Raw genomic sequence first — 23,570 nt, 5'->3', positions numbered from 1 at the left:
TGTCGAGGGTCAAACCGTCCCGCCGGCCCCACCCGGTGCGGCCGGGTCGACGACCCGGAAGGTGATTCCGGCCCGGACCAGTCGCTCCAGCAGCGCGTCCCCCATCGCGGTCACCGGGGTCACCTGCCCGGCGGTGGCCGGCAGGTCGTCGTACGCCAGGCAGAGCGCCGACTCGGCGAGCATCTTGGCGGTCTCGTCGTAACCGGGGTCGCCGCCGGCGACCTCGGTGACCACCCGCTGGCCGCCACCGGTGCCCACGAACCGCACCCGGAACCAGGATCTCGCCCGCTGCTCGGGCGTCGGCCCCTGCCCGGAGGCGAGCCGGCCGTGCAGCCACCGCCGGGTGGGCGGCAGCTTCACCAGCCCCGTCACGGCACCGAGGCCGACCGCCCCGGCCAGCACCGTGGGCAGCCGCCGCACCGCCGCGAAGTGCCGGTAGGTGAAGTCCGGGCCGTACTCCGGCCGGGCCGCCGCCGAGCGGCGGACCACCTGCGGGTCGATGGTCGGCAGCGGCACCGCCCAGAAGCCCAGCTCCGCGCGGCGACCGAGCCGCCCCGGTACGGCCCGCACCCGGCGTCCCGCCGGCCGGGGCTCGGCGGCCCGGCGCTGGCGCGCCGTGCGGCTCATCTGCGTCGACCGCTCGAACGCGGTCAGCGCCGAGTGGTACGTCCCGGCCGAGAACCGGCCACCGGCCCGGACGAACCCGTCCACGCCGACCGGCCCGTCCGTCGGCAGGTGTTTGAGGGTGAACCAGACCCCCAGGTCGTACGGGATCGAGTCGAAGCCGCAGGTGTGCACCAGTCGGGCCCCGGTCCGCACCGCCTCGGCGTGGTGCCGCAGGTACATCAGGTCGACGAACTCCGGCTCACCGGTGATGTCCACGTAGTCGGTGCCGGCGCGGGCGCAGGCGGCGACCAGCGGCTCCCCGTACCGCAGGTACGGGCCGACGGTGGTGACCACCACCCGGCTGCTCTCCGCCACCGCGCGCAGCGACTCCGGATCGGTCACGTCGGCGGTCAGCAGCGGTAGCCCGGCCAGCGCCGGGTCGACGGCGGCGAGCCGGTCGCGTACCCCGGCCAGCTTCTCCGGGTTCCGCCCGGCCAGCGCCCAGCGGAGCCCGGCCGGGGCGGTGCGGGCCAGGTAGGTGGCGGTCAGCGCGCCGGTGAAACCGGTCGCGCCGAACAGGACGAGGTCGTACGGGCGGTCGTCGGGCACCCGACGAGTCTCCCACCCGGGCGAGGGTCGGGTCGCGTGGTAGCAGGGGTCCCCTGTTACCGCATTCTGTGTAGCAGGGGACCCCTGCAACCACCTCAGCCCGGGGGAGGGTCACCCGGGCGTGAACACCACCCGGACGCAGCCGTCCGCCCGCTCGCGGAACAGGGCGTACCCCGCCGCCCCCTCCGCCAGCGGGAACCGGTGCGTGGCGAGGTGCTCGGTGCGCAGCTCGTCCCGGGCCATCCGGTCCAGCAGCTCCGGGATGTGCCGGGGGCCGTGCGGGCGTGCCCCGCGTACGGTCAGCTCCTTCTGCACCACCGCGCCGACCGGGAAGGTGTCCACGAAGCCGGTGACGTCGCCCAGGACGACCACGGTGCCGCCCTTGCGGCAGGCGTGCACGGCCTCCCGCAGCGCCAACGGGGTCCGGGGAGCGCGGCGCAGCCGCTCGGCCAGGGAACGGGAGCCGTCCACCGCGCCGGCCGCCTCGACGCACACGTCCGGGCCCCGCCCGCCGCTGCGTTCGCGCAGCTCGGCGGTGACGTCGGCGCGGTGGTAGTGCACCGTCTCCGCGCCGGTGTGCCGTTCGACCATGCGTAGCCGCTCGTCGTACCGGTCGATCACGACGACCCGCGCCGCGCCCCGCAGCACCGCCGCGCGGGCCACCAGCTGCCCGACCGCGCCGGCACCCCAGACCGCGACGACGTCCCCCGGGCGCACCCCGCCGACGTCCACTCCGGTCCAGCCGGCCGGTGCGGCGTCCGAGGCGAACACCGCCCGTTCGTCGGGTACGCCGTCCGGCACGGTGAACGCCCCGACGTCGGCGTACGGCACCCGCACGTACTCGGCGTGGCTGCCGGGGAAGCCGCCATCGGCCGACGGGTGGCCGTAGCAGCCGGCCGGCGCCTGCCCCCAGGCCAGCTCGCCGGCGACCGGGTCGACGCTGCCGTTGTCGCAGCAGGAGTGCCGCCCCTGCCGGCAGTACCGGCACCGGCCGCAGGCCACCACGGAGGCGACCACCACCCGGTCGCCGACCCGGTGCCGGCGTACCCGTGGCCCAACCTCCACCACCTCGCCGAGGAACTCGTGCCCGAGCACGTCCCCGGGGGCCAGCCCGCCGCCGTCGATCAGGTGCAGGTCGGTGCCGCAGGCGGCGCTGCGCCGGACCCGCACGATGGCGTCGTGCCCGTTGCGCAGCTCCGGGTCGGGGACCTCGGCGACGGCAAGGCGGTCGCCCTGCCAGCACAGCGCCCTCATCCGGGCATCGCCCGCCCTCCCGACCAGCGGCTGCCGCGCCCCGGGAACCGCTCGACGCGGGGACGGTCCGGGCGGAGCGGTTCGCCGGTCTCGGCGAGCTGGCGCACCTCGCGCAGTGCGGCCCGGAGCACCTGGTCCGGGTCGTCGCCGACCAGGTGCGCGGCCAGCCCCGCGAAGCGGCCGTCCGGGGCGCGGACGGCCAGCTCGGTGCCCTGGTCACCGGGGGCGGGGCGCACCCGCACCTGCACGCCGTCGCCGAGCCGGGCCAGCGGCTCCGGCAGCCGACCGCCGGGCAGCACCTCGTCCGCCGGACGGCCCACGGTCACCACCTGCCACCGTCCGGCCGGCACGGGGCGTCTTCCGCGTGCCACCTGCCACCGTCCGGCCGGCACCGGGCGCCTCGCGCGTACCACGGTCGTCACCCGCCTTCGTCGTCCGTCCCGGCGTCGCGGCGCGGCCCGGGGTTCCCTCCCCGCACCCTGCGGACGGAGCGGGTGAAGCAGGTTCCCCCGGAAGGGGTGAACGGCGTGTGGCCGGGTAACCGGCGGCCGCGACCGGGGACCATGGGGGAGGCCGACCGATGCCGGAGGAGTCGAGCGGGGTGTGTCCGCCCGTGCCACTGCTGGCGTCCCGGCTGACCGCACCGCCGTCGCCGGAGCCGGTGGTGCTCCGCCCCCGGCTGCTGCGCCGGCTGGACTCCGGAACCGACGGACCGGTCACCCTGGTCCGGGCACCCGCCGGCTGGGGTAAGACCACCCTGCTCGCCGCCTGGGCGCGGGCCGCCGGGGCGGTGCCGGCCTGGGTCTCCGTGGAGACCGGCGACACCGCCGCGCGGCTCTGGTCGTACCTGGCCGCCGCGCTGGATGCGGCGGACCTGCCGGCCGACCGACCCGACCACCTCGCCGCCGCCCTCGCCGGCCGGGACCGGCCGGTCGTCCTCATCCTGGACGACCTGCACCGGGTGACCGAACCGGCGGCCCTGGCCGGGCTGGAGTTCCTGCTCCGGCACGCCGGGCAGCGGCTGCGTCTGCTGGTCGCGGCGCGCAGCGACCCCGCGCTGCCGCTGCACCGGTGGCGGCTGCGCGGGGAGCTGACCGAGATCGACGCCGACGAGCTGGCCTTCACCACCGACGAGGTCGCCGACCTGCTGGCCACGCACGGGGTGGTGGTGCCCCCCGCCTCCGTGCCGACGCTGCGGGAGCGCACCGGCGGCTGGCCGGCCGGGGTGTGCTTCGCCGCGCTGGCCGCCCGGGCCGCCGCCGACCCGGCCGCCGTGGTCACCGGCTTCGGCGGGGACCAGCCGGACGTCGCCGGTTACCTGCGCGACGAGGTCCTCGCCGAGCTGTCGTGCGACGACGTCGACCTGCTGCGCCGGCTCGCCGTGACCGGGACGGTCTGCGGCGACCTGGCCGCCGCGCTGGCCGGGCCGGCCGCCGACGACGGCCGCCTCGCCGGCCTCGCCCGGTCCACCGGGTTCCTGCGCCCCGACGGGTTGCGCCCTGGCTGGTACCGCTGCCAACCGCTCCTGGCCGACCTGCTCCGCGCCGACCTGTCTTCCGACGGGCAGCTGCGCGGACTGCACTCCCGGGCCGCCGGCTGGTACGCCGGGCATGGCCGGTCGGGGGAGGCGCTGCGGCACGCGCTCGCCGCCGGCGACTGGGACCGCGCCACCGAGCTGGTGCTCGTCGGCTGGCCGGAGCTGGTCCCGTACGACCCGGAACCGGCCGGACCACCGCCGGCCGCCCCGCCGGCCGACCGGGTCGGCCGGGACCCGGAACTGGCCCTGGCCCTGGCCGTCGACCAGGCCCGGTCCGCCGATCCCTCCGCCGCCGCCGACCACCTGCGCGGTGCGGTCGCCGCCGCCCGTGACCTGCCCGCACCGCGCCGCGACCGCCTCCGGTGGCTGGTCGCCGCGGTGGAGGTCGCCCTGGCCCGCCTGGCCGGTGACCCCGCCGGGGTACGCGGTGCCGCCGCCCGGCTGCGCGCGCTGACCGGCTCGCCGGCCGGCCCCGCCGACGACCCCCGCTCCGGTGCCGGTGACCGGGCCGACGGGCACCTGGTCGCCGGCACCGCCGACGCGCTCGCCGACCTGACCGAGGGGGACCTGCCCGGGGCCGGGGCCGCCTTCGCCCGGCTGGCCGCCGAGGCCCGGCAGGCGGGACGGGCCGGCACCGAGCTGCTCTGTCGCAGCCGGGCCGCCCTGGCGGCAGCCTGGCACGGTCGGCTCCGCGAGGCGGAGCAGGATGCCCGGGAGACGCTCGGCGGACCTATCACCCCGGCCGACCGCAGCCACGCGTACCTGGCCCTGGCGGTGGTGGCGCTCCACCGCGACCGGCCCGGCGAGGCCGAGGTGCACCTGGCCCGGGCCGACGGCCCCGGCTACGACCCGACGGTGGCGGCGGTGGCCGCGTTCTGCCGGGCGCAGCTCGGACGTGACCCGGCGACCGCGCAGCGCACCCTGGCCGGGGCACGTCACCGGCTGGCCGACCGCGCCCGCGCCGGTGCGCTGGCCGACCGGCTGCTCGCCGCCGAGGCCGACCACTGCGCGGCACGCGGCGGCCCGGCGGCGGCCCGGGAGCTGCTGGACGCCGCCGCCGGTCCGGCGCCGCCCGGTCCGGAGCTGGCCGTGGCGCGTGCCCGGGTCGAGCTGTACGCCGGTGACCCGGCGGCGGCCGGCCGCGCCCTGCCCCGGTGGGACACGTCGGACGCCGACCGGTGGCCGGTGCCGGTACGTCTCGACGCCGGCCTGCTCGACGCCCTGCTCGCCCGGCACGGCGGCGACCCCCGCCGGGCCGGCCGGGTGGTGGAACGGGTGCTGGAACTGGCCGCGCAGGACGGGCACCGACGGGTGCTCACCCGGGCCGTGCCCGGGGTGCGAGACCTGCTCGCCGAGCATCTGGACTCCGGCACCGCGCACTGGCCGTTCGTCGCCGACCTGCTCCGCGACGGTGAACCGGCCGGTGCCGGCGAGCCGGTGCGGGGCGGCGGGGAACCCGAGCGGGGACTGGACGAGCCGCTGACCGAGCGGGAACTGACCATTCTGCGGTATCTCCAGAGCATCCTGTCCAATGTGGAGATAGCCAGCGAGCTGTGCCTGTCGGTGAACACCGTCAAGACGCACGTCCGCAACATCTATCGCAAGCTCGACGCCACCCGACGCCGGGAGGCGGTTCGCCGGGCCCGCGAACTCCACCTGATCTGATCGCTCGGGTGGTAGGTGGTAGCAGGGGTCCCCTGCAGTCGTTTTCTGAGGAGCAGGGGTCCCCTGCAGTCACCAGGTGGTAGCAGGGGTCCCCTGCACACGGCCTGCACACGGCGGGCGTGGACGGGGCACGGGTGCGGACGGGCCGGGACGTCAGTCCTCGGCCACCTGGTCGACGGCGGCGAGCAGGTCCGCGACGGCGTACCCGCCCTCGTGGCAGACGCCGTTGACGAACAGGGTCGGCACGCCGGTCACCCCGCTGTGGATCCCGCCGACGAAGTCCCGCCGGACCCGGTCGGCGTGCACCCGCTGCTCCACCTCGACGCTCACCTCGTCGGGGGAGACGCCGAGCTGCTCGACGCCGACCGTCAGGTGCACCGGGTCGAGCTGGTCCTGGTGCTCGTACAACCAGTCGTGCATCTCCCAGAACCGGCCGCGCCGGCCGACCGCCTCGGCGACCTGTGCCGCGTGCTCCGCGTACGGGTGGATGTTGGCGATCGGGAAGTGCCGGTGGACGAGCCGGACCAGGTCGCCGCGCTGGCGTAGCACGTCGCGCAGGTTCCGGTACGCCGCGCCGCAGTGGCGGCACTGGAAGTCGGCGTACTCGACGAGGGTCACCGGCGCGTCCACCGGCCCCCGGACGTGGTCGGCCTCGGTGACCGGCACCCGCAGTCGGGCGACGGTGACCTGGAGCGGCGTGGTCATCGGCGCCGCTCACCTCCTCCCGGTCGGCCCGGCCCGGGGTTCGCGCCGGTCGGCGCGGCCGACCGGACCGGTCACGCGTTCCAGCCTGGTGACCCGCCGGGTGAGGGCGGTTCACCCCGCCGGGGTGGTTCGCACCACGAGCCGGTTGTGCACCTCGGTCACGCCCGGCGCGGACCAGGCGGCCCGCTCCGCGTCCTCCCGCTGCGCCGTCGACCGGACCACCCCGTCCAGGACGACCGTGTCGCCGGACACGTCGACCGAGACGCGGGCGGTGTCCGCGGCGACGCCGCGCTCCAGCGCCCGCAGGATGCCGGCGGCGACCTCCGGTCCCGGGGGAGTGGTCCGGGGCCGTACGGCGATGCCGTCACTGACCCCGCGCACGCCGGTGAGCCGCCCCACCGCACGCTCGGCGGCCCGTCGCTGGTACTCCCACTCGACCTGGCCGCGCAGCGTCACCCAGCCGTCGGCGACGGTCACATCCAGCTCCTCCACCGGCACGAAGGCGTCCCATTCCAGGGCCCGGACGGCGGCGATGGCGATCTCCTGGTCGGTGCGCCGGGCGGAGGTGGGCAGCCGCACCGTCAGGTCGTTGGCGACCGCCCGCACCCGGGCGACCCGGTGGGCGGCCCGTTCGGCGGCCCACTTCTTGGCGTAGCCGTCGACCCAACCGGTGAGGGTCACCACGCCCTCGGTGACGGTCACGCCGATCTCGTGCGGCTGGACCCGTGGTTCCCAGGTCAGCTCGTCCAGCACGTCGGCCTGGATGTCCTGGTCGGTACGGGTGATCGTCGCGCTGCCCATCGGAAGGCTCCTCTCCGCGGGCGGTGGTGTCCTCGGTCCACCGGCGGCGACGCTGCCCACGGTGGTGTCCCTGCCCGCCGGCCGCGATGCTGCCCGGGGGGAGGGTGAGCCGCCCTCACCCGGGTCGGGTGGGACGGGGGTGACAGTCGGGCCGTGGTACGGCACGATCTGGATCGATCGGGTCACAGTCGGCGACGAGGGCGGGCGATGAGCACCGAACGGGAGACGGCACCCACCCCGGCCCGCGTCCGGGACCGGGTCGGGTGGACGCTGTGGCGGCTGGCCCGGCACGAGTGGACCCTCGTGGTGCTCGGCTCGCTGCTGCTGGCGGCGGTGCTGACCTGGCCCACGCTGCGGGACCTCACCGGGACGATCCCACAGGACACTGGTGACCCGACCCTTCAGGCCTGGCAGGTCGCCTGGGGTGGGCACGCCCTGCTGTCCGACCCGGGCAACCTCTGGCACTCGAACACCTTCCACCCCGAGCCGTACACCTACGCGTACTCGGACACCCTGCTCGGGTACGCGCCGTTCGGCATGGTCGGGGACGGCCCGGTGGCCGCGGTGGTCCGGTACAACCTGCTCTATGTGCTGGTGCACGCCCTGGCGTTCGTCGGGGCGTACGCGCTGGCCCGGCAGGTGGGGGCGGGGCGGGCCGGGTCGGCGGTGGCGGGGGCGGCGTTCGCGTACGCCCCGTGGAAGCTCGCGCAGGCCGGGCACCTGCACGTGCTCTCCGTGGGCGGCATCGCGCTGTCGCTGGCCATGCTGGCCCGGGGGCACGGCTGGTCGCTGCGGCACGGATACCGGCCGGAGCGGGTCCGCCCGGGCTGGGCGGCGGCCGGGTGGCTGGTCGCCGCCTGGCAGATCAGCCTGGGCTTCGGCATCGGCCTGCCCTTCGCGTACGTGCTGGCGCTGGTCTGCCTGGCCGCGGCGGTCCGGTACGCGTGGTCGGCCTGGCGGCGGGCACGGCCGCCCTTCCCGCGCGGCCTGCTCCTGGCCGACCTGGCCGGTGGAGTGTTCTTCGCCGGGGTGGCCCTGCTGATGGCGGCCCCCTACTTCGAGGTGGTGGAACGCCACCCGGAGGGGCGGCGCACGGTCGAGCACATCGCGATGTTCTCCCCGCCGCTGCGCGGGTTCCTGACCGCGCCGCCGGAGAACTGGCTCTGGGGTGAGCGGCACGCCGCCGCCCGCGAGGCGCTCGGTTTCCCGGGCGAGATGACCCTGCTGCCCGGGGTGGTGCTGCTCGGGCTGGCCTTCTCCGGGCTCTTCCTCTCCGCCTGGCGGCTGCGGCACCGGCTGGTGCTCCTGGCCGGGGTGCTGGTCAGCGTGGCGCTGGCCTCGGGCACCGCGTTCCTCGGCGACGGGGATCCGGGCTACGCCACCCTGGTCGAGCACGCTCCGGGCTGGGACGGCATCCGGACCCCCGGTCGGTTGGTGCTCTGGAGCACCCTGCTCCTCGGCATCCTGGCCGCCGGAGCGCTCACCCGCGAACCGTCCGGCGGCGGCCCCGGGGCAGAGGAACCGACCGGGCGGGCCGACCGGTCCGCGCCGGACGCGCCGACCGGGGCGGAGCCGTCCGTACCGGACGCGCCGGCCGGTGGGCGCTTCGCCCGCTGGGGGCGGCTGGTGCTGGTCGTACCGCTGGCGCTGGTGCTGCTGGAGGGGGTGAACCGGACCCCGCACGTGCCGGTGCCGGAGCAGCCGGCGGCGCTGCGTGGGGTGTCGGGGCCGCTGCTGGTGCTGCCCAGCGACGGCATCCGGGAACTGCACGTGATGCTCTGGTCGACCGACGGGTTCCCCCGGATGGTCAACGGACTCGCCTCGTTCACCCCGGCGAGCCAGGCCGAGACCCGGGCGGCCAGCCTCAGCTTCCCGGATGCGAGTTCGGTGGCGTACCTGCGGCAGCGGGGGATCCGGACGGTGGTCCTGCTGCCCGGGTACGCGGCCGGCACCCCGTGGCAGGACGCGGCGTCCCGGCCGGTGGACGGGCTCGGGATCCGGCGGGAGCAGATCGGCGACGGGTTCGTGTACCACCTGGGGTGACCGGACCTGCTCCGGGGTGGGACGACTTAGTTGGGAGCGTTTCCAAACCCGGGTCGGACCGGTTAGGGTGAGGTCCTTCCTCGGCTGCGGGAGCCAGCGCGCCGGTGGGGGGAGCCAGGGCAGCTCCCCGGACCAGTCACCCGCCCGGTACGGCCCACGACGGCCGGCGCACCGGGCGCCCCGGAGCCCTGCCCCGGGGTGCGTATCCTGCGAGAGGAACCCCGCTGATGCGGAGAAGTGTCGCCGGCGTGGCCGCGTCCGTGCTGGCAGCCGCAGCTGCCGTGCTGGCCGTCCAGGTCACCGTCGCCCCCTCCGGCTCGGCCGCCGCCGCGGCGGCCGAGCCCTACTCCTGGAAGAACGTCCGGATCGACGGGGGCGGTTTCGTCCCCGGCATCGTCTTCAACCCGACCGAGAAGAACCTGATCTACGCCCGCACCGACATCGGCGGGGCGTACCGCTGGGAACAGTCCACCCAGTCCTGGACACCGCTGCTCGACTGGGTCGGCAACGACAGGTGGGGCTGGAACGGCGTGGTCAGCCTCGCCACGGACCCGGTGCAGACCAACCGGCTGTACGCGGCGGTGGGCATGTACACCAACAGCTGGGACCCGAACAACGGCGCGATCCTGCGCTCGACCGACAAGGGCGCGACCTGGCAGGCCACCGCGCTGCCGTTCAAGAACGGCGGCAACATGCCCGGCCGGGGCATGGGGGAGCGGCTCGCCGTCGACCCGAACCGGAACAGCATCGTCTACTACGGTGCCGAGGGCGGCAACGGCCTGTGGCGCAGCACCGACCACGGGGTCACCTGGGCCAGGGTGACGAACTTCCCGAACGTCGGCAACTACGTGGCCGACCCCAACGACTCCAGCGGCTACCAGAGCCAGAACCAGGGCCTGACCTGGGTCAGCTTCGACAAGAGCACCGGTACGGCCGGCGCCGCGACGCAGACCATCTACGTCGGGGTGGCGGACAAGCAGAACCCGGTGTACCGGAGCACCGACGGCGGGGCCACCTGGGAGCGGATTCCCGGCCAGCCCACCGGCTACCTCGCCCACAAGGGGGTGGTGGACCACGTCGGCGGCCACCTCTACATCGCCACCAGCGACACCGGCGGCCCGTACGACGGCGCCAAGGGGGACGTCTGGAAGTTCAGCCGGGCCACCGGCGCGTGGACGCGGATCAGCCCGATCCCGTCGAGCAGCACCGACGCGTACTTCGGCTACTCCGGCCTGACCATCGACCGGCAGAAGCCGAACACGCTGATGGTGGCGACGCAGATCTCCTGGTGGCCGGACGCGATCTTCTGGCGCAGCACCGACGGCGGCGCGACGTGGAGCCGGATCTGGGACTGGAGCAGCTACCCGAACCGCACCAAGAAGTACACCATGGACATCAGCACCGTGCCGTGGCTGGACTTCGGGGCGAACCCGAACCCGCCGGAGGAGACCCCGAAGCTGGGCTGGATGAACGAGTCGGTGGAGATCGACCCGCACGACTCCAACCGCTTCCTGTACGGCACCGGCGCGACCGTCTACGGCAGCACCGACCTGACGAAGTGGGACACCGGTGGCACGTTCACCATCCGGCCGATGGTGAAGGGGCTGGAGGAGACCGCCGTCCTCGACCTGGTCAGCCCGCCGACCGGCGCGCCGCTGGTCAGCGCCCTGGGCGACATCGGTGGGTTCCGGCACACCGACCTGACCGCCGTACCGGCGAAGATGTTCACCCAGCCGGTCTTCACCAGCACCACCAGCCTGGACTACGCCGAGGCCAACCCGTCGGTGCTGGTCCGGGCCGGCAACTTCGCCGACGCCGACCGTCCGGGCGACAGTCACGTCGCCTTCTCCACCGACGGCGGCGCGAACTGGTTCCAGGGCAGCGAGCCGGGCGGGATCAACAGCGGCGGTACGGTCGCCGCGGCGGCCGACGGCAGCCGGTTCGTCTGGGCCCCGGGCGACGCCGGCCAGCAGGTCGTCCACTCGGTCGGCTTCGGGAACTCCTGGACCGCCTCGACCGGCATCCCGGCGAACGCGGTCGTCGAGTCCGACCGGGTCGACCCGAACAGGTTCTACGGCTTCAGCGGCGGCCGGTTCTACGTCAGCACCAACGGCGGGGCCAGCTTCACCGCCACGGCCGCGACCGGGCTGCCCAGCACCGGCAACGTGAAGTTCAAGGCGTTGCCCGGCAAGGCGGGTGAACTGTGGCTGGCCGGTGAGGGTGGCCTGTGGCGTTCCACCGACTCCGGGGCCAGCTTCACGAAGTCCGCCGGGGTCGGCACCGCCGGCAACGTCGGCTTCGGCAAGGCGGCCCCCGGGCAGACGTACCCGGCGCTCTACCTGTTCGGCACGGTCGACGGCCAGCACGGCGTCTTCCGCTCCGACAACGTCGGCACCACCTGGGTCCGGATCAACGACGACCGGCACCAGTACGGCAACGCGGGCGAGGCGCTGACCGGTGACCCGCGCGTGTACGGCCGGGTCTACCTCGGCACCAACGGCCGGGGCATCCTGGTCGCCGACCGGCTCGGCGGGGACCCGACCACCCCGCCGCCCACCAGCACCCCGCCGCCGACCACGCCCCCGCCGACCACGCCGCCGCCCACCACGCCCCCGCCGACCACCCCACCGCCGGGCACCGGCTGCGCGGCGACGTACCGGGTGACCGGGTCCTGGCAGGGCGGTTTCCAGGGCGAGGTGACCGTCCGCAACGCCGGGACCACGTCGATCTCCGGCTGGGCGGTGGCCTGGACGTTCCCGGACGGCCAGCAGATCAGCCAGCTCTGGGGCGGGCAGCACACCCAGACCGGCGCCTCGGTCTCCGTCCGGGACCTCGGCTGGAACGGCGCGCTCGGTGCCGGTGCCAGCACCGGGTTCGGCTTCCTCGCCAGCTCGACCGGGGCGAACGGGGTGCCGGCGACGCTCACCTGCACCGCCCGCTGACGCCACCGACGGCGGACGGCCCCGGCGCGGGCGTGCCGGGGCCGTCCGCCGGTACGATCAGCCCCGGAGGCAGAGGGGGATGTCGATGAATCAGACCAGGGTGGCGTACCTGACCGCGGCCCGAACGGCCGTGGCCCTGATCGCCGATCCGGAGGTCGCGCGGTGCTGGGCCGAGCCGAGCGCGCTGGACGGGCTCCGGGTGGGTGGACTCGCGGCGCACCTCGGCGTGCAGGTCCTCCGGGTCCCGACGGTGCTCGACCAGCCCGCCCCGCCGGGGGAGCCGCTCGACCTGCTGACCCACTTCGGCCGGGTGCCGTGGGTCCACGCCGATCCGGACGCCGAGGTCAACGTCTTCGTCCGCCGGATCGGGGCGGAGATGGCCGAGGCCGGGCCGGAGGCGCTGCTGGCGCAGGTCACGGCGACGCTGGACGGGGTGGCCCCGGCGGTGGCCGACGCCCCGGCCGACCGGGTGGTGGCCGTGCCGCCGGGCGGGTGGGGGTTGACCCTCGACGACTACCTGGTCACCCGGCTGCTGGAGATCGCCGTGCACTGCGACGACCTGGCGGTCAGCGTCGGTATCGACACCCCCGAGCTGCCCGCCGAGGTGATCGACCCGGTGCTCGGCCTGCTCACCCGGCTCGCCGTCCGGCGGCACGGCCAGCCGGCGGTGCTGCGGGCGCTGTCCCGGGCGGAGCGGGCCCCGGCCGACATCACCGCCATCTGAGACAGCACGAACCCCTGGTCACCACGGTGGTGGCCAGGGGTTCGACGTCGGGCCGGCTCAGGTGTCCAGGCCGGCCGGCGAGTTGGGGCGGTCGACGTCGACGAACTCGATGTCGTCGGGGTCCCGGTCGCTCCGGCTGCCGACGGCCCGCGCCGCCGAGCCGGCCGCCCACCCGATCGCCGCACCGGCCAGGGCGGCGCCGATGAGCAGCGCCCAGGGCAGGGCGGGTCGGCGTCCGGCGAGCGCGTCGAAGGCGAGCACCGCCCGGCGGCGGGCCTCCTCGGCGGCACCGCCGACCAGGTCGCCCGCGTCGTCGGCGAAGGTGAGACCGTTCAGTCGGGCGGACCGGGCGGTGTCGCGCACGCTGTCGCCGGCCGAGTTGACCGCGGACGTCAGGTGCCGCCACGCCTGGTCGGCGATCCGCTCGGGTTTGCTGCGGCGTTCCAGCAGGTTGGATCCGATCATCCTGGTTACCTCCTCGGGGTACCGAAGCCGGCGTCACGGCGGACCCACGGCGTCGGGTCGGCGCGGTTCGCGCCTACCCGCCCGTGACGTACCGGTCGGGTGAACGCGAACACCTCGTGCCCCGTCCGTCGCGCGGGCAAACCCGTCCGGTGATGTCGATCACCGACGGTGAGGACTGCCCCCGGCCGTGATCGACATCTGTCGGCGTCCCCGGGTCAGCGCAGGGTCACCACGGCGGCGCCGCGGGCGAAGTCGTCGTCGCCGTCGTCATCGTCGTCGTCGCCCGCGCCGCCGAAGCCGCAGGCCAGCACCAGGGCGAGCAGGGCACCCACACCCGCCAGTCCGAGCAGTCTCTTGATCATTCTTGGCTCCTTCGTCGACGCCGTCGGTTCCGTGGGGCTGATGCTAGGCAGGTCGGTCAATGGCCGGTCGGCGGGTGGCCCCGCTGGTGGGCGCGCCCGGACGGATGGTTGCGCACCGCCCCGAAAGGCGACCGCTACCCTTGGTCCTGGTGCGTGGGAACCCCGGACCGGGTGTTCGAGGAGGGGAGGAGAGTCGGAAATGGGCGACTTGTCGCTCCTGATCCGCGAATTACTCACCCCCGGGGGTGGCGACCGAGGCCGTCGGAGGAATACTCTCGGTCGCGGCCCGCGTACTGATGAGGCGCCCGGACACGGGCGAGTGGAGGTGCTCGCGTGAGCCTGTCGATTGTCAAGTCGGTCCTGACCGGTGGCGTCGTCGAGATCGTCCCGCGCGGTGAGATCGACGTCGACACCGCGTACGAGGTGCGCGAAGCCGTTGTCGAGGTGCTCGCCAAGAGTCGCCCGACGCGGATCGAACTCAACATGAGGCTGGTGACCTTCATCGACTCGGTCGGCATCAGCGCGATGGTGGCCGGGTTCCAGACCGCCGAGGTGAGCGGGGTCAAGCTGGTCGTCACCGAGCCCAGCCGGTTCGTCCACCGGCAGCTCTGGGTGACCGGCCTGCTCGGCCTCTTCGGCGCGCCGGAGCCGTACTTCGCCGGTGCCGCCGTCGCGCCCGAGCCCGAGGTGCTGCCCGGCGCCTGACCGGCCCGTCCGCGGACCGTGGCCGGTCCCGCCGCGTCGCGCCCCCGGCCGTGGCCGGTGGCTCAGGCCGGTCGCCATTCCTCGCCACTCAGTCCCGACAGGTCCACGTCGGCCACCTCGATGACCGCCCGGATCGCGGTCACGCAGGCGTACTCCTCGGCGAGCCAGAACAGGTCGGTGCCCGGCTGCACCGCCTGTCCCGGCTCCTCCAGCGAGGTGCGGACGAACCCGTGGCCGGCCTCGGCGACCGTCATCTGCACCTGACCGAAGCTGGCCAGGGACGCCCGGCGCACCCCTCGCAGCCGCTCGTACGGTAGGTCCGGGGCGTTGACGTTGAGCACGCTCTCCGCCGGTCCGGCGGTCAGCCGGGGCAGCAGGTCCAGGGCCACCCGGGCAGCCGTGGACCAGTGCCGTTCGGTGTCGCGTACCCGCACGGCGGGGTGCACCGCCGCGCCGCCGCTGCCGGGGGTGACGTCCGCGGCCGAGAGCACGTCCAGGGAGACCGCCATCGCCCGGCAGCCGTTGGCGGCGGCGGTGAACGCCGCGCCGACCGTGCCCGAGTGCAGCACCGCCCGGCCGGCGTTCGCCCCCCGGTTGACGCCGGAGAGGACCACCGTCGGCGGTGGTCCGAACGCGCCGTGTACGGCGATCAGGACGATGAAGCCGGGGGAGCCGCCGACCCCGTACACCGGCACGTCCGGCAGTTCCGGCAGCGGGTGGGCCCGGACCACCACGTGTCCCTCGCGCTCCAGCGCGGTCATCGAGGCACTGGTGCCGCTCGCCTCCTCCAGCGGAGCCGCGACCACCACGTCCAGCCCTCGCGCGACCGCCGCCTGGGCGAGCCGCGCCAGTCCCGGCGCGGCCACGCCGTCGTCGTTGGTGACCAGCACCCGCAGGCTCATCGTCCGGCCGCCCGGTCGGCCAGTTCCTCCGGGGTGGTCCGTTCCTGCGGGCGGTTGCCCGCCGGGACCAGCCGCACCCGGTCCACCAGCCCGGCGATCGAGTCGAGACGTCCGGTGCCCAGGCCGTGCCGGGTGACGTTCAGCGCCCCGGCCGCCGCGCCGGTGCGGATCGCGGTCCGGATGTCGCCGTCGCGGGCGATGACGGCGGCCACCCCGGCGGTCATCGAGTCCCCCGCGCCACGCGGGTCGGCCGCCTCCAACCGGGGCATGACGACCTCGAGGACCTCCCCGTCGACCAGGGCGAACGCCGGCTGCTCGGCCCGGCTCACCACCACCGTCTCGGCCCCGGCCGCGTGCAGGTCGTACATGGCGCGGGTCAGCTCGTCCTCGTCCGCCGAGCGGGCCCGTCCGTCGCGGAGCAGCTCCTCGTGGCTGACCTTGAGGAAGAACAACCCGCTGGCGAGCACCGCGTCGAGGTGCTCGCCGGAGAGGTCGGCGACCACCCGGCCACCGTTCGCGCCGAGGTCGGCGGCGAACCGGCGGTAGAGGTCGGGCGGGACGAGGGACGGCTCGCCGGGCCCGCTGAGCACGCTGACCGGCGCGCGCAGCCCTTCACCGAGCGCCAGGTTGTACAGCTCGTCCAGCTCGTGCCGGCGGAGCGGATGGCCGGGGACGTCGGCGACCTCCTGCCGGGCACCGTTGCGGCGGTCGTGCACGTATCCGCCGCTGGCGGTGTCCCGCAGCACCCGCTTCAGCTGCACCCCCTCGGTGATCAGCAACGGCTCCAGCACCTGGCCGATCTCGCCACCGAGGCTGGCGCAGAGCACCACGGGAACCCCGAGCGACATGATCATCCGGGCCTGCCAGACCCCCTGCCCGCCCGGGTGCAGGTGGAGTTCGGTCTCCTCGCTCGGCTGGTCGATGGTGACCGTCAGCACGGGTGCCGGCGCGAAGACCATCACGTACCCGTCGGGACCGTCCATGGGTGCCCGCCTCTCGTCCGCTCGCGCGGCCCGGGTTCCCCGCCCGGGGCCGCTCATGCGACCCCTTCAGGGGGTTGTGGAGGAGGGTGTCCGGGTCGTCCCGCCGGGGCGGTACGGCACGCGGCCCGCCACCCCCGGGTGGGGGACGACGGGCCGCGCCGGGTGGCTCAGTAGACCGACAGGTGGACGTGGTTGGTGTGGTCGCTCGACGGATCGCCGTTGGCCCCGCTGTACGACTTCCACCCGCTGCTGGGCAGCCAGATCTGCCGGTACCAGATGACGTAGAGCACCCCGAGCCGGCTGGCGTTGTTCTTGAAGTACGCCGCCAGGTTGTCGCCGTACGTCTTGTCGCCGCCGGTGGCGTCGCCGCCGAAGCCGCTCTTCTGTGCGGCGAAGTCGCAGGCCCGCCCCTTGGGGTGCTCACCCGAACCGCCGGGGCGGTAGCAGGAGACGTACCGGGTGAAGCCGGCGGCCTTGGCCTGGTTGAGCGCGTGCAGCGTACGCGGGGTGATGCAGCCGTCGGCGGGCGTCGGGTCGTTGACGCTGCACGACTCGGGTGGCCAGGACCCGTCGGGGTTGCGCGGCGCCGGCTTCGCGGTGGCGGACCGGGTCGAGTCGCTGCCCCCGCTGGGGCGGGTGGCCGCGGTCTTCCGGTTGGCGACCACCAGGGCCTGCTCGGCCTGCTGCTTGCGCTTTTCCATCACCGAGACCTGCTTGCGCTGCTCGGTGATCTCCCGGTTCAGTGCCGTCTTCGCCCGGTTGGCCTGCTCCCGGGTGGTCAGCAGGCCGCGTAGCTCGCGGTCCTCGTTGGCGGCGACCGCGTCCAGCGCGACGAGCCGGTCCATGAAGTTGTCCGGCGAGTCGCTGGACAGCAGTGCCGAGGCCGGTCCGAGTCGGCCGGTCCGGTACGCCAGCCCGGCGATCACGCCGACCTTCTGGTCCCGGACCGCCAGGTCCTTCTCGATGGTGGTGAGCTGTTCGTTGATCTTCTGCTGGCGGGCGACCGACTTCGCGAGCGCGTCCTTCGCGTCGAGCCAGCCCTTGCTGGCCGCCTCGAGTTGGGCGCGCAGGGCGGGGGTGCCTCCCTCGGGGTCGTCGCCGGGGGCCTTGGCCGCCAGCGGGGGCGCCGCCGCGGCGGGGACCACGCCGACCGGCGTGGCCGCGACGCCGAGGGCGAGCGTCGCGGCGATCAGGGCCGCCATCCGGGCGGCGGTACGTCGTACGGGTGCCACTACTGGCATGCACATGTCCTTCCGTCAGCCGCCGACCGGGTTAGCTGACGGGTTCGGGACGGAAGATCCCTACCGCTCACGCGGATGCACCCCAAGGACGTGGTTCCCCGGCTCGCCGTCATCGGCGATTAGGCGGCGGTCACCGCAGGCGCCGGAGGGCGCCGCCTGGCGTTGACCGGGTCCGAGACTACCGAAGCCGGTGTCCCAGGGGCAGCGTTGGCCACACCACTCCCAGGGGTCCTCACCGGCATATCCGACATAGGCGGACAATACACGCCGAGATTTAAGTTTGCCCTAATTACCACTCGACCCGGTCACAGACGCCGGGCGACTGGCCGGGCTCGAGCTGGAGCGTGGCGTGCTCGATGTGGAAGTCCTCGTGCAGCGCGGTCCGCGCGGCGGCGAGCACGGTGCCGACCTCGGCCGTCGGGTCCGTGGTCAGGTGGGCCGAGACGACCTCCATCCCCGAGGTGAGCGTCCAGAGGTGCAGGTCGTGCACCTCGACCACGCCGGGGACGGCGCCCAGCCGGTCGCGCACCGCGCCCACCTGGAGGTGCTCCGGCGCGGCCTGGACCAGGATGCGCAGCGCCGCCCGGCCCAGCCGCCAGGTGCGCGGCAGGATGAAGACCCCGATCGCCACCGCGACCAGCGGGTCGGCCCACCACCAGTCGGTCAGCGCGATGACCACCGCAGCGGTGATCACACCGACGGAGCCGAGCAGGTCGCCCAGCACCTCCAGGTAGGCCCCGCGCAGGTTGATGCTCTCCTTCGCGCCCTCGCGCAGCAGCCCGAAGGCGACCAGGTTCGCCAGCAGGCCGAGCACCGCCACCACCAGCATCGGGCCGGTGGTCACCTCCGGCGGGTCGCCGAACCGGCGGACCGCCTCGACGAGCACGTAGACCGCGACCCCGGAGAGGAGGACGGCGTTGGCCAGCGCGGCGAGCACCTCCAGCCGGTAGAGGCCGAAGGTGTGCTGCGGATCCCGGCCGGCCCGTCGGGCGGCGGTGATCGCCGCCAGCGCCATGCCGATGCCGAGCACGTCGGTGAACATGTGGCCGGCGTCGGAGAGCAGGGCCAGCGACCCGGTGCCGAGCGCGGTCACCGCCTCGACCGCCATCAGGACGGCGAGCAGCCCGAACGCGGCCCAGAGGCGGCCGGTGTGCCGCTGTGCGGCGTGTGCGATCCCGCCGTGGTGGTCATGACCTGCGCCCACGCCCCCACCCTCCGTTCCCCGTTCGGCCCGGACCCAATGTATGTTCACATCGCTATGTATGCAAGTAAGGGCGGGTCACCCGCCCGGAACGGAAGCGGCCGGCCGCCTGGAGAGGCAGCCGGCCGGGGCGGGGCGGACGGGTCAGCCGACCGGATCGATGGTGGTGAGCCGCTGGGTGGCCCGGGAGAGCGCCACGTAGAGGGTCCGTACGCCGGAACCCGGCTCCGCCCGGATCTCACCCGGCGCGACCAGTGCCACCCCGTCGTACTCCATGCCCTTGGCCTGGAGGCTGGTCACCACCTGGAGGCGCGGCGAGTCCAGGTGGGCCAGCCAGCCGGCCACCTCGTCCCGGCGGGGCACCGGCGTGATCACGCCCACCGTCCCGGCCACCTGGGCCAGCAGCGCGGTGACCGCCTCGACCGTCCGCGCCGGCAGCTGCGCCATCGGCACGGTCAGCGCCACCGGGTGCACGCCGGTGGACCGGACCGCCGTCGGCAGCGGGAGGTCCGGGTGGATGGTGCGGATCTCGGCCGCCGCCACCGCGAAGATCTCCGCCGAGTTGCGGTAGTTCGTGGTCAGGGTGAACTCGTGCCGCTTACGCCGGCCGAGCGCCTGGTCGCGGGCCCGGGCCAGCTCCTCCGGGTCGCCGGTCCAGGCGGTCTGCGCCGGGTCGCCGACCACCGTCCAGGACGCCAGCCGGCCCCGCCGGCCGAGCATCCGCCACTGCATCGGCGACACGTCCTGCGCCTCGTCGACCACCACGTGGGCGTAGTCGCGGTAGTCGGCCGGGCGTTCCCGCGCCGCCGCCCGCTGCGCGCGCTGCCGGTCGCCGAAGGTGCTCAGCTCGCGGACCCCGCCGGCCAGCTGGAACGGGTCGCGCCGGCGGCGGGCCGGCTTCACCGGCTGGCCGAGCAGCGCGTCCAGCTCGTCCAGGAGCGCGATGTCGGCGATGGTCAGCCCGTCGCGGTCCAGCGTCCGCCAGGCCGCCGTCAGCGTGCGGATCTCCGCTCCGGAGAGGATCCCCCCGGCGTACGCGCGCAGCCGGTCCGGCCGGGCCAGCCACCCGAGCACGTGGCGCGGGTGCAGGCGCGGCCACCACGCCTTGAGGAACTCCCGGAACTCCGTCCGGTCGGCCAGCTCGTCCTCGAAGGCCCGCTGCTCGGGCAGGCCGGGTACGCCCAGCCGGCGGACCTGCGCCCAGAGCGCGGCGAAGATCCCGTCGAAGCCGGCCCGGCGCACCTCGTTGCGGCGGGCCCCCCGGGGCAGCGCCCGGGTGCGGATCGCGTCCAACTCCGGCCGGGTCAGCCGGAGCAGCTGCCCCCGGTAGAGCAGGCGCAGCTCGTCCGGGCCGTCGGGGACCGCGTCCCGGACCGCGCGCTCCAGCACCCGGCGCATCCGTAGCGAGCCCTTGACCGCCGCCACCTCCGGCGGGTCGGTGCGGGTGGCGGACATGCCGGGGAAGAGGGAACCGAGGGAGTGCAGGGTGGCCGTCTCCTCACCGAGGGACGGCAGCACCGAGGCGATGTACTCGACGAAGACCGCCGACGGGCCGACCACCAGGATGCCGCCCCCGGCGTACCGGCTGCGGTCGGAGTAGAGCAGGTACGCCGCCCGGTGCAGGGCCACCGCCGTCTTGCCGGTGCCCGGTCCGCCGGAGACGATCGTGACGCCCGAGCCGGGGGAGCGGATCGCCTCGTCCTGCTCACGCTGGATGGTGGCGACGATGTCCCGCATGCCGCGCCCGGTGGCCCGGGAGAGGGTGGCCAGCAGCGCGCCGTCGCCGACCACCGGCATCTCCGGCGGGGCCGCCGCCGGGTCGAGCAGGTCGTCCTCGATGCGGGTCACCCGCTCGGCCGAGGACCCGATGGTGCGGCGGCGGACCACGCCCAGCGGCTGCGCCGGGGTGGCCTGGTAGAACGCCGCCGCGGCGGGGGCCCGCCAGTCCACCACCAGGGTCTCGGCGTTCTCGCCGCGCACCCCGAGTCGTCCCACGTGTAGCACCGAACGGTCCCGCAGGTCGAGCCGGCCGAAGACCAGCCCCTCGTGTTCGGCGTCGAGCGCGTACCGGCGCTGGGCGGCGTGGAAGACCATCGCGTCCCGCTCGACCAGCGCCCCGAAGTTGCCCACCCGGGCCAGGCGGTAGCCGTCGCGTTCGGCCCGGGCGGCCGACCGCCGCAGCTCGGCCAGCCGGGCGTACACCCGGTCGAGATGCCGCTGCTCGGCGGCCATCTCCTGCGCGAGGGTGCTCTGGTCGGTCACGCACGGGCTCCTGTGCTGTCGGTGGCGGACGGCGCGGACCCGCGCCAACCTGACCCGGCCGAGGGTACGGGCAGTGGCTCGACCGGCGGTCGGGCATCCCGATCCCGACGTGATAAGTCCCGTTATGACCCTGTGGATGCGGTGGCGTCGGGGGTGGCCAGTGCCTGCCGGAGTACGGTGACGATCGCCGTGGTGACCTCGTCCGGGCGCTCCATCATCAGCATGTGGCCGGCACCGGGGCAGACGGTCAGCTCGGTGGTCGGCAGCACCTGCGCGATCGACTCCGCGCACGGTGGCGGGGTGAGCCGGTCCCGGTCGCCGACCAGCGCCGCGGCCGGCACGTCCCCCAGCTCGGCGAGGGTGTCCAGGCGGTGCTGCGTGCCGATCGAGGCCCGGAAGCCGCCGATCGAGCGGAGCGACGCGCGCGCCACCGCCGAGGTGACCAGCCGGATGTCGGTCGGGTCGCACCGGTCGCCGAAGAGCAGCCAGCGCAGGGACGGCCGCAGGGCGCGCAGCAGCGCCCGGGGTGGCCGCCACGAGCCGCACCGGGCGAGCACTCCGGCCCCGGTGGTCTCGGCCAGCCGGATCAGCCGGGCGATCCGGGGCGAGAGCCCGTACGCGGTGTGGGTGTGTCCCTCGGCGGTGGTGGCCACGAAGACCAGGCCCGCCGTACGGGCGGCGAAGTGCCCGGGGTGGCGGTGGGCGTACTCCATGACGGTCATGCCGCCCATGGAGTGCCCGACCAGCACCACCGGCCCGGTCGGCGCGACGTGGTCCAGCACGGCCGACAGGTCGTCGCCGAGCTGGGCCAGGGTCGCCGTGCGCAGCGCCATGCAGCTCGACCGCCCGTGCCCCCGGGCGTCGTAGGTGACCACGCGCACCCGGTCGCCGAGCTGCCGACCGATCCCGTCGAGCTGCCGGTGCCAGCTGCGCCCGTCCAGCGTCCAGCCGTGCACCATGACCACGGTGACCTCGGCGTCGGTCGGCCCGGCCGTCTCCACGTGCAGCCGTACGCCGTCCGGAAGCGGCACCTCGAACCCCTCCGGCATCACTACCTCCCACCAGCCGGCCGACCCGCGCGGGGGGTACCCGGCGGTAACCCAACGGCTACCCGCCATGGCACCACGCGAATCGTCCGACGGGAAGAATCGCCGTCCCGGGTTCGCGCCCCGAGGGAAATCTACCGATGCGAATGCCGTTCACGACAGAGCCGCCCGCCGGATCTCCGGCGGGCGGCTCTCGGTGTCGCGTGCGGGGCGGCTCAGGCCTCGAAGACGCCGGCCTCGACCAGGCGCTTCTCGGTCGCGTCCCAGCCGTCGCCCGGGTGGGAGGCGTTCAGGTTGTTGATCTCCGCCCGGATCTTGGCGGCGTGGCCGGCGGCGGCCAGCACCCGGATCTCCTCGACGAAGGCCTCGGAGTCGGTGCGCAGGTGCGCGGTCTTGCCGTTGGTCAGGTTCCGCACGTAGGCGTGCTTGCCGCCGTTGAGCGGGATGAGGTACTTGAACTCGCCCAGCACGCTGAGGGCGCCACCCTGGCCAGCCTGGCCGGCCCGGACTGACGCGCGCGCGGTCTTAGAGGTGTTGCTCGCCACGGAGGTACTCCTTGCAAGACGTACGGGAGGACGGAACGCCCGGGGGCGGTGCGGACGACCCCCGGGAAGGAGGCGAGCCCGCGTTCACCTGCGGCGACGAGCCGCGAGGTGATGCACGGCGGCACAGACCGCCGAGTGAACTGTACACGACCACGCCATCCGGCTGTGCCGGTGTGCCAGGCCGGTGACGGGAGGTGTCCGCCCGGCTATTCCGGTGGCGAATTTTCCGATTCCCTGGCGCACCATCCGCCACACCAGTCATCATGTGTGTCCTGGTACCACTTGGTGATCGAGGTCGTAGGGGAAGACGCACCTCGCTCTCCGGGAGGTTCCACCGTGCCTACGCGTGGCGTCGTATACGTCCACTCGACCCCGCTCGCCGTGTGCCCGCACGTCGAGTGGGCGATCGCGCGCGTCCTCGCTGCGCCGGTCAATCTCCAGTGGACGGCCCAGCCCGTCGAGCCCGGCGCCCGTCGGGCCGAGTGCGGGTGGACCGGCCGTCCCGGTACGGGCGCCGAACTGGCCGCTGCCCTCCGGCAGTGGCCCATGATCCGTTACGAGGTGACGGAGGAGCCCAGTCCGGGCGTCGACGGCGAACGGTTCATGTACGTGCCCGGACGGGGACTGTTCCGGGCCACGGTCGGCGCGGCCGGGGACATCCAGCTCGGCGAGGACCGGCTGCGCAGCCTCATGGCCGCCGCCCGGGGCCCGGAGGCGCTCGCCCACGCCCTGGACAAGGCCCTCGGCACCGCCTGGGACGCCGAGCTGGAGCCGTACCGCTACGCCGGTGACGGCGCGCCGGTGACCCTGCTCACCCGGGTCGGCTGACCCGCCCCACCACCCGTGCGGTCGCGTACGTCGTCCGGCGGGCCCTCACCGGGGCTTCCGCCTCCAGACGGCCGACCTCGGTCGCGTCGGTGCCGGGGCACGGGTCGGTCCGGGTGGTCCCCCGGGCCGGTGACGGCACGGACT

General features: G+C 74.8%; 20 protein-coding genes and 1 riboswitch. Of the genes, 6 read left to right on the top strand and 14 right to left on the bottom strand.

The features are described from left to right. Positions 1-9: 9 nt before the first annotated feature. From IGA62_RS04785 to IGA62_RS04775, 3 genes are all read right to left on the bottom strand, one after another. Entirely contained in the window at positions 10-1,215 is a 1,206-nt protein-coding gene (locus IGA62_RS04785; RefSeq protein WP_190289257.1) for a saccharopine dehydrogenase family protein, read from the bottom strand. A 111-nt stretch (positions 1,216-1,326) separates the two neighbouring features. Beyond that, positions 1,327-2,469, bottom strand: a complete 1,143-nt coding sequence (locus IGA62_RS04780) for an alcohol dehydrogenase catalytic domain-containing protein (protein WP_145816076.1) — start codon at positions 2,467-2,469, stop codon at positions 1,327-1,329. After that, positions 2,466-2,861 (bottom strand): SRPBCC family protein, encoded by a 396-nt coding sequence (locus IGA62_RS04775; protein ID WP_232625041.1) that lies wholly within the window; start codon positions 2,859-2,861, stop codon positions 2,466-2,468. Before IGA62_RS04775 ends, IGA62_RS04780 begins: the two co-directional genes overlap by 4 nt. Positions 2,862-3,049: 188 nt before the next feature. Here IGA62_RS04775 and IGA62_RS04770 point away from each other — a divergent pair, with 188 nt between their 5' ends. Next, positions 3,050-5,671: a LuxR C-terminal-related transcriptional regulator gene (locus IGA62_RS04770; RefSeq protein WP_145816078.1), complete on the top strand. Its 2,622-nt coding sequence runs from the start codon at positions 3,050-3,052 to the stop codon at positions 5,669-5,671. 153 nt (positions 5,672-5,824) lie between these two features. Here IGA62_RS04770 and IGA62_RS04765 read toward each other — a convergent pair whose 3' ends face one another. Beyond that, complete coding sequence (locus IGA62_RS04765; protein ID WP_145816079.1) at positions 5,825-6,376, bottom strand: DsbA family protein; 552 nt, start codon at positions 6,374-6,376, stop codon at positions 5,825-5,827. 111 nt (positions 6,377-6,487) lie between these two features. Then, a complete protein-coding gene (locus tag IGA62_RS04760) occupies positions 6,488-7,177 on the bottom strand; it encodes a BON domain-containing protein (protein ID WP_145816080.1) in 690 nt (229 codons plus the stop codon). A 207-nt stretch (positions 7,178-7,384) separates the two neighbouring features. Here IGA62_RS04760 and IGA62_RS04755 point away from each other — a divergent pair, with 207 nt between their 5' ends. The 3 genes from IGA62_RS04755 (at position 7,385) to IGA62_RS04745 (ending at position 12,886) form a co-directional block, all read left to right on the top strand. Then, on the top strand, positions 7,385-9,220 hold the full coding sequence (locus tag IGA62_RS04755; RefSeq protein WP_186499744.1) for a hypothetical protein: 1,836 nt from the start codon (positions 7,385-7,387) through the stop codon (positions 9,218-9,220). Between the two features lie 227 nt (positions 9,221-9,447). Then, positions 9,448-12,162 (top strand): cellulose binding domain-containing protein, encoded by a 2,715-nt coding sequence (locus tag IGA62_RS04750; protein WP_190289256.1) that lies wholly within the window; start codon positions 9,448-9,450, stop codon positions 12,160-12,162. A gap of 85 nt (positions 12,163-12,247) precedes the next feature. Continuing rightward, positions 12,248-12,886 (top strand): maleylpyruvate isomerase N-terminal domain-containing protein, encoded by a 639-nt coding sequence (locus IGA62_RS04745; RefSeq protein WP_145816081.1) that lies wholly within the window; start codon positions 12,248-12,250, stop codon positions 12,884-12,886. A 57-nt stretch (positions 12,887-12,943) separates the two neighbouring features. Here the strand turns inward: IGA62_RS04745 and IGA62_RS04740 are convergent, their stop codons facing one another. After that, positions 12,944-13,351: a hypothetical protein gene (locus IGA62_RS04740; RefSeq protein WP_145816082.1), complete on the bottom strand. Its 408-nt coding sequence runs from the start codon at positions 13,349-13,351 to the stop codon at positions 12,944-12,946. Positions 13,352-13,566: 215 nt separating this feature from the next. Then, positions 13,567-13,713 carry a hypothetical protein gene (locus IGA62_RS04735; protein WP_186499745.1) on the bottom strand — a complete coding sequence of 49 codons (147 nt, stop codon included), beginning with the start codon at positions 13,711-13,713 and terminating at the stop codon, positions 13,567-13,569. Positions 13,714-14,046: 333 nt separating this feature from the next. On the opposite strand from IGA62_RS04735, the gene IGA62_RS04730 reads away from it, so the two are divergent. Next, positions 14,047-14,418: an STAS domain-containing protein gene (locus IGA62_RS04730; RefSeq protein WP_091459581.1), complete on the top strand. Its 372-nt coding sequence runs from the start codon at positions 14,047-14,049 to the stop codon at positions 14,416-14,418. A 62-nt stretch (positions 14,419-14,480) separates the two neighbouring features. Here IGA62_RS04730 and surE read toward each other — a convergent pair whose 3' ends face one another. From surE to IGA62_RS04695, 7 genes are all read right to left on the bottom strand, one after another. Beyond that, positions 14,481-15,320 carry a 5'/3'-nucleotidase SurE gene (surE, locus tag IGA62_RS04725; protein ID WP_145816083.1) on the bottom strand — a complete coding sequence of 280 codons (840 nt, stop codon included), beginning with the start codon at positions 15,318-15,320 and terminating at the stop codon, positions 14,481-14,483. After that, the gene (locus IGA62_RS04720) at positions 15,317-16,303 is read right to left on the bottom strand and encodes a PfkB family carbohydrate kinase (RefSeq protein ID WP_232624874.1); all 987 of its coding nucleotides are present in this window, start codon (positions 16,301-16,303) and stop codon (positions 15,317-15,319) included. Before IGA62_RS04720 ends, surE begins: the two co-directional genes overlap by 4 nt. Positions 16,304-16,470: 167 nt before the next feature. Further along, the gene (locus IGA62_RS04715) at positions 16,471-17,544 is read right to left on the bottom strand and encodes a coiled-coil domain-containing protein (protein WP_145816084.1); all 1,074 of its coding nucleotides are present in this window, start codon (positions 17,542-17,544) and stop codon (positions 16,471-16,473) included. Positions 17,545-17,548: 4 nt separating this feature from the next. Next, a riboswitch (cyclic di-AMP (ydaO/yuaA leader) is annotated at positions 17,549-17,680 on the bottom strand. 153 nt (positions 17,681-17,833) lie between these two features. After that, a complete protein-coding gene (locus IGA62_RS04710) occupies positions 17,834-18,748 on the bottom strand; it encodes a cation diffusion facilitator family transporter (RefSeq protein ID WP_145816085.1) in 915 nt (304 codons plus the stop codon). Between the two features lie 141 nt (positions 18,749-18,889). Continuing rightward, positions 18,890-21,007 (bottom strand): HelD family protein, encoded by a 2,118-nt coding sequence (locus IGA62_RS04705; RefSeq protein ID WP_145816086.1) that lies wholly within the window; start codon positions 21,005-21,007, stop codon positions 18,890-18,892. Positions 21,008-21,129: 122 nt separating this feature from the next. Next, positions 21,130-22,056: an alpha/beta fold hydrolase gene (locus IGA62_RS04700; RefSeq protein ID WP_145816087.1), complete on the bottom strand. Its 927-nt coding sequence runs from the start codon at positions 22,054-22,056 to the stop codon at positions 21,130-21,132. Positions 22,057-22,268: 212 nt separating this feature from the next. Next, complete coding sequence (locus IGA62_RS04695; RefSeq protein ID WP_145816088.1) at positions 22,269-22,598, bottom strand: hypothetical protein; 330 nt, start codon at positions 22,596-22,598, stop codon at positions 22,269-22,271. A 336-nt stretch (positions 22,599-22,934) separates the two neighbouring features. Between IGA62_RS04695 and IGA62_RS04690 the strand changes: the two genes are divergently transcribed. Then, positions 22,935-23,426, top strand: coding sequence for a DUF3145 domain-containing protein (locus IGA62_RS04690; RefSeq protein WP_145816089.1), 492 nt, complete (start codon positions 22,935-22,937; stop codon positions 23,424-23,426). Positions 23,427-23,570 lie beyond the last annotated feature (144 nt).

This window comes from Micromonospora sagamiensis, assembly GCF_014680085.1.
GTDB classification, from domain to species: domain Bacteria; phylum Actinomycetota; class Actinomycetes; order Mycobacteriales; family Micromonosporaceae; genus Micromonospora; species Micromonospora inyonensis.
The sequence above is the reverse complement of the archived record's forward strand: the minus strand, read 5'-3'. Positions and strand labels throughout refer to the sequence as shown.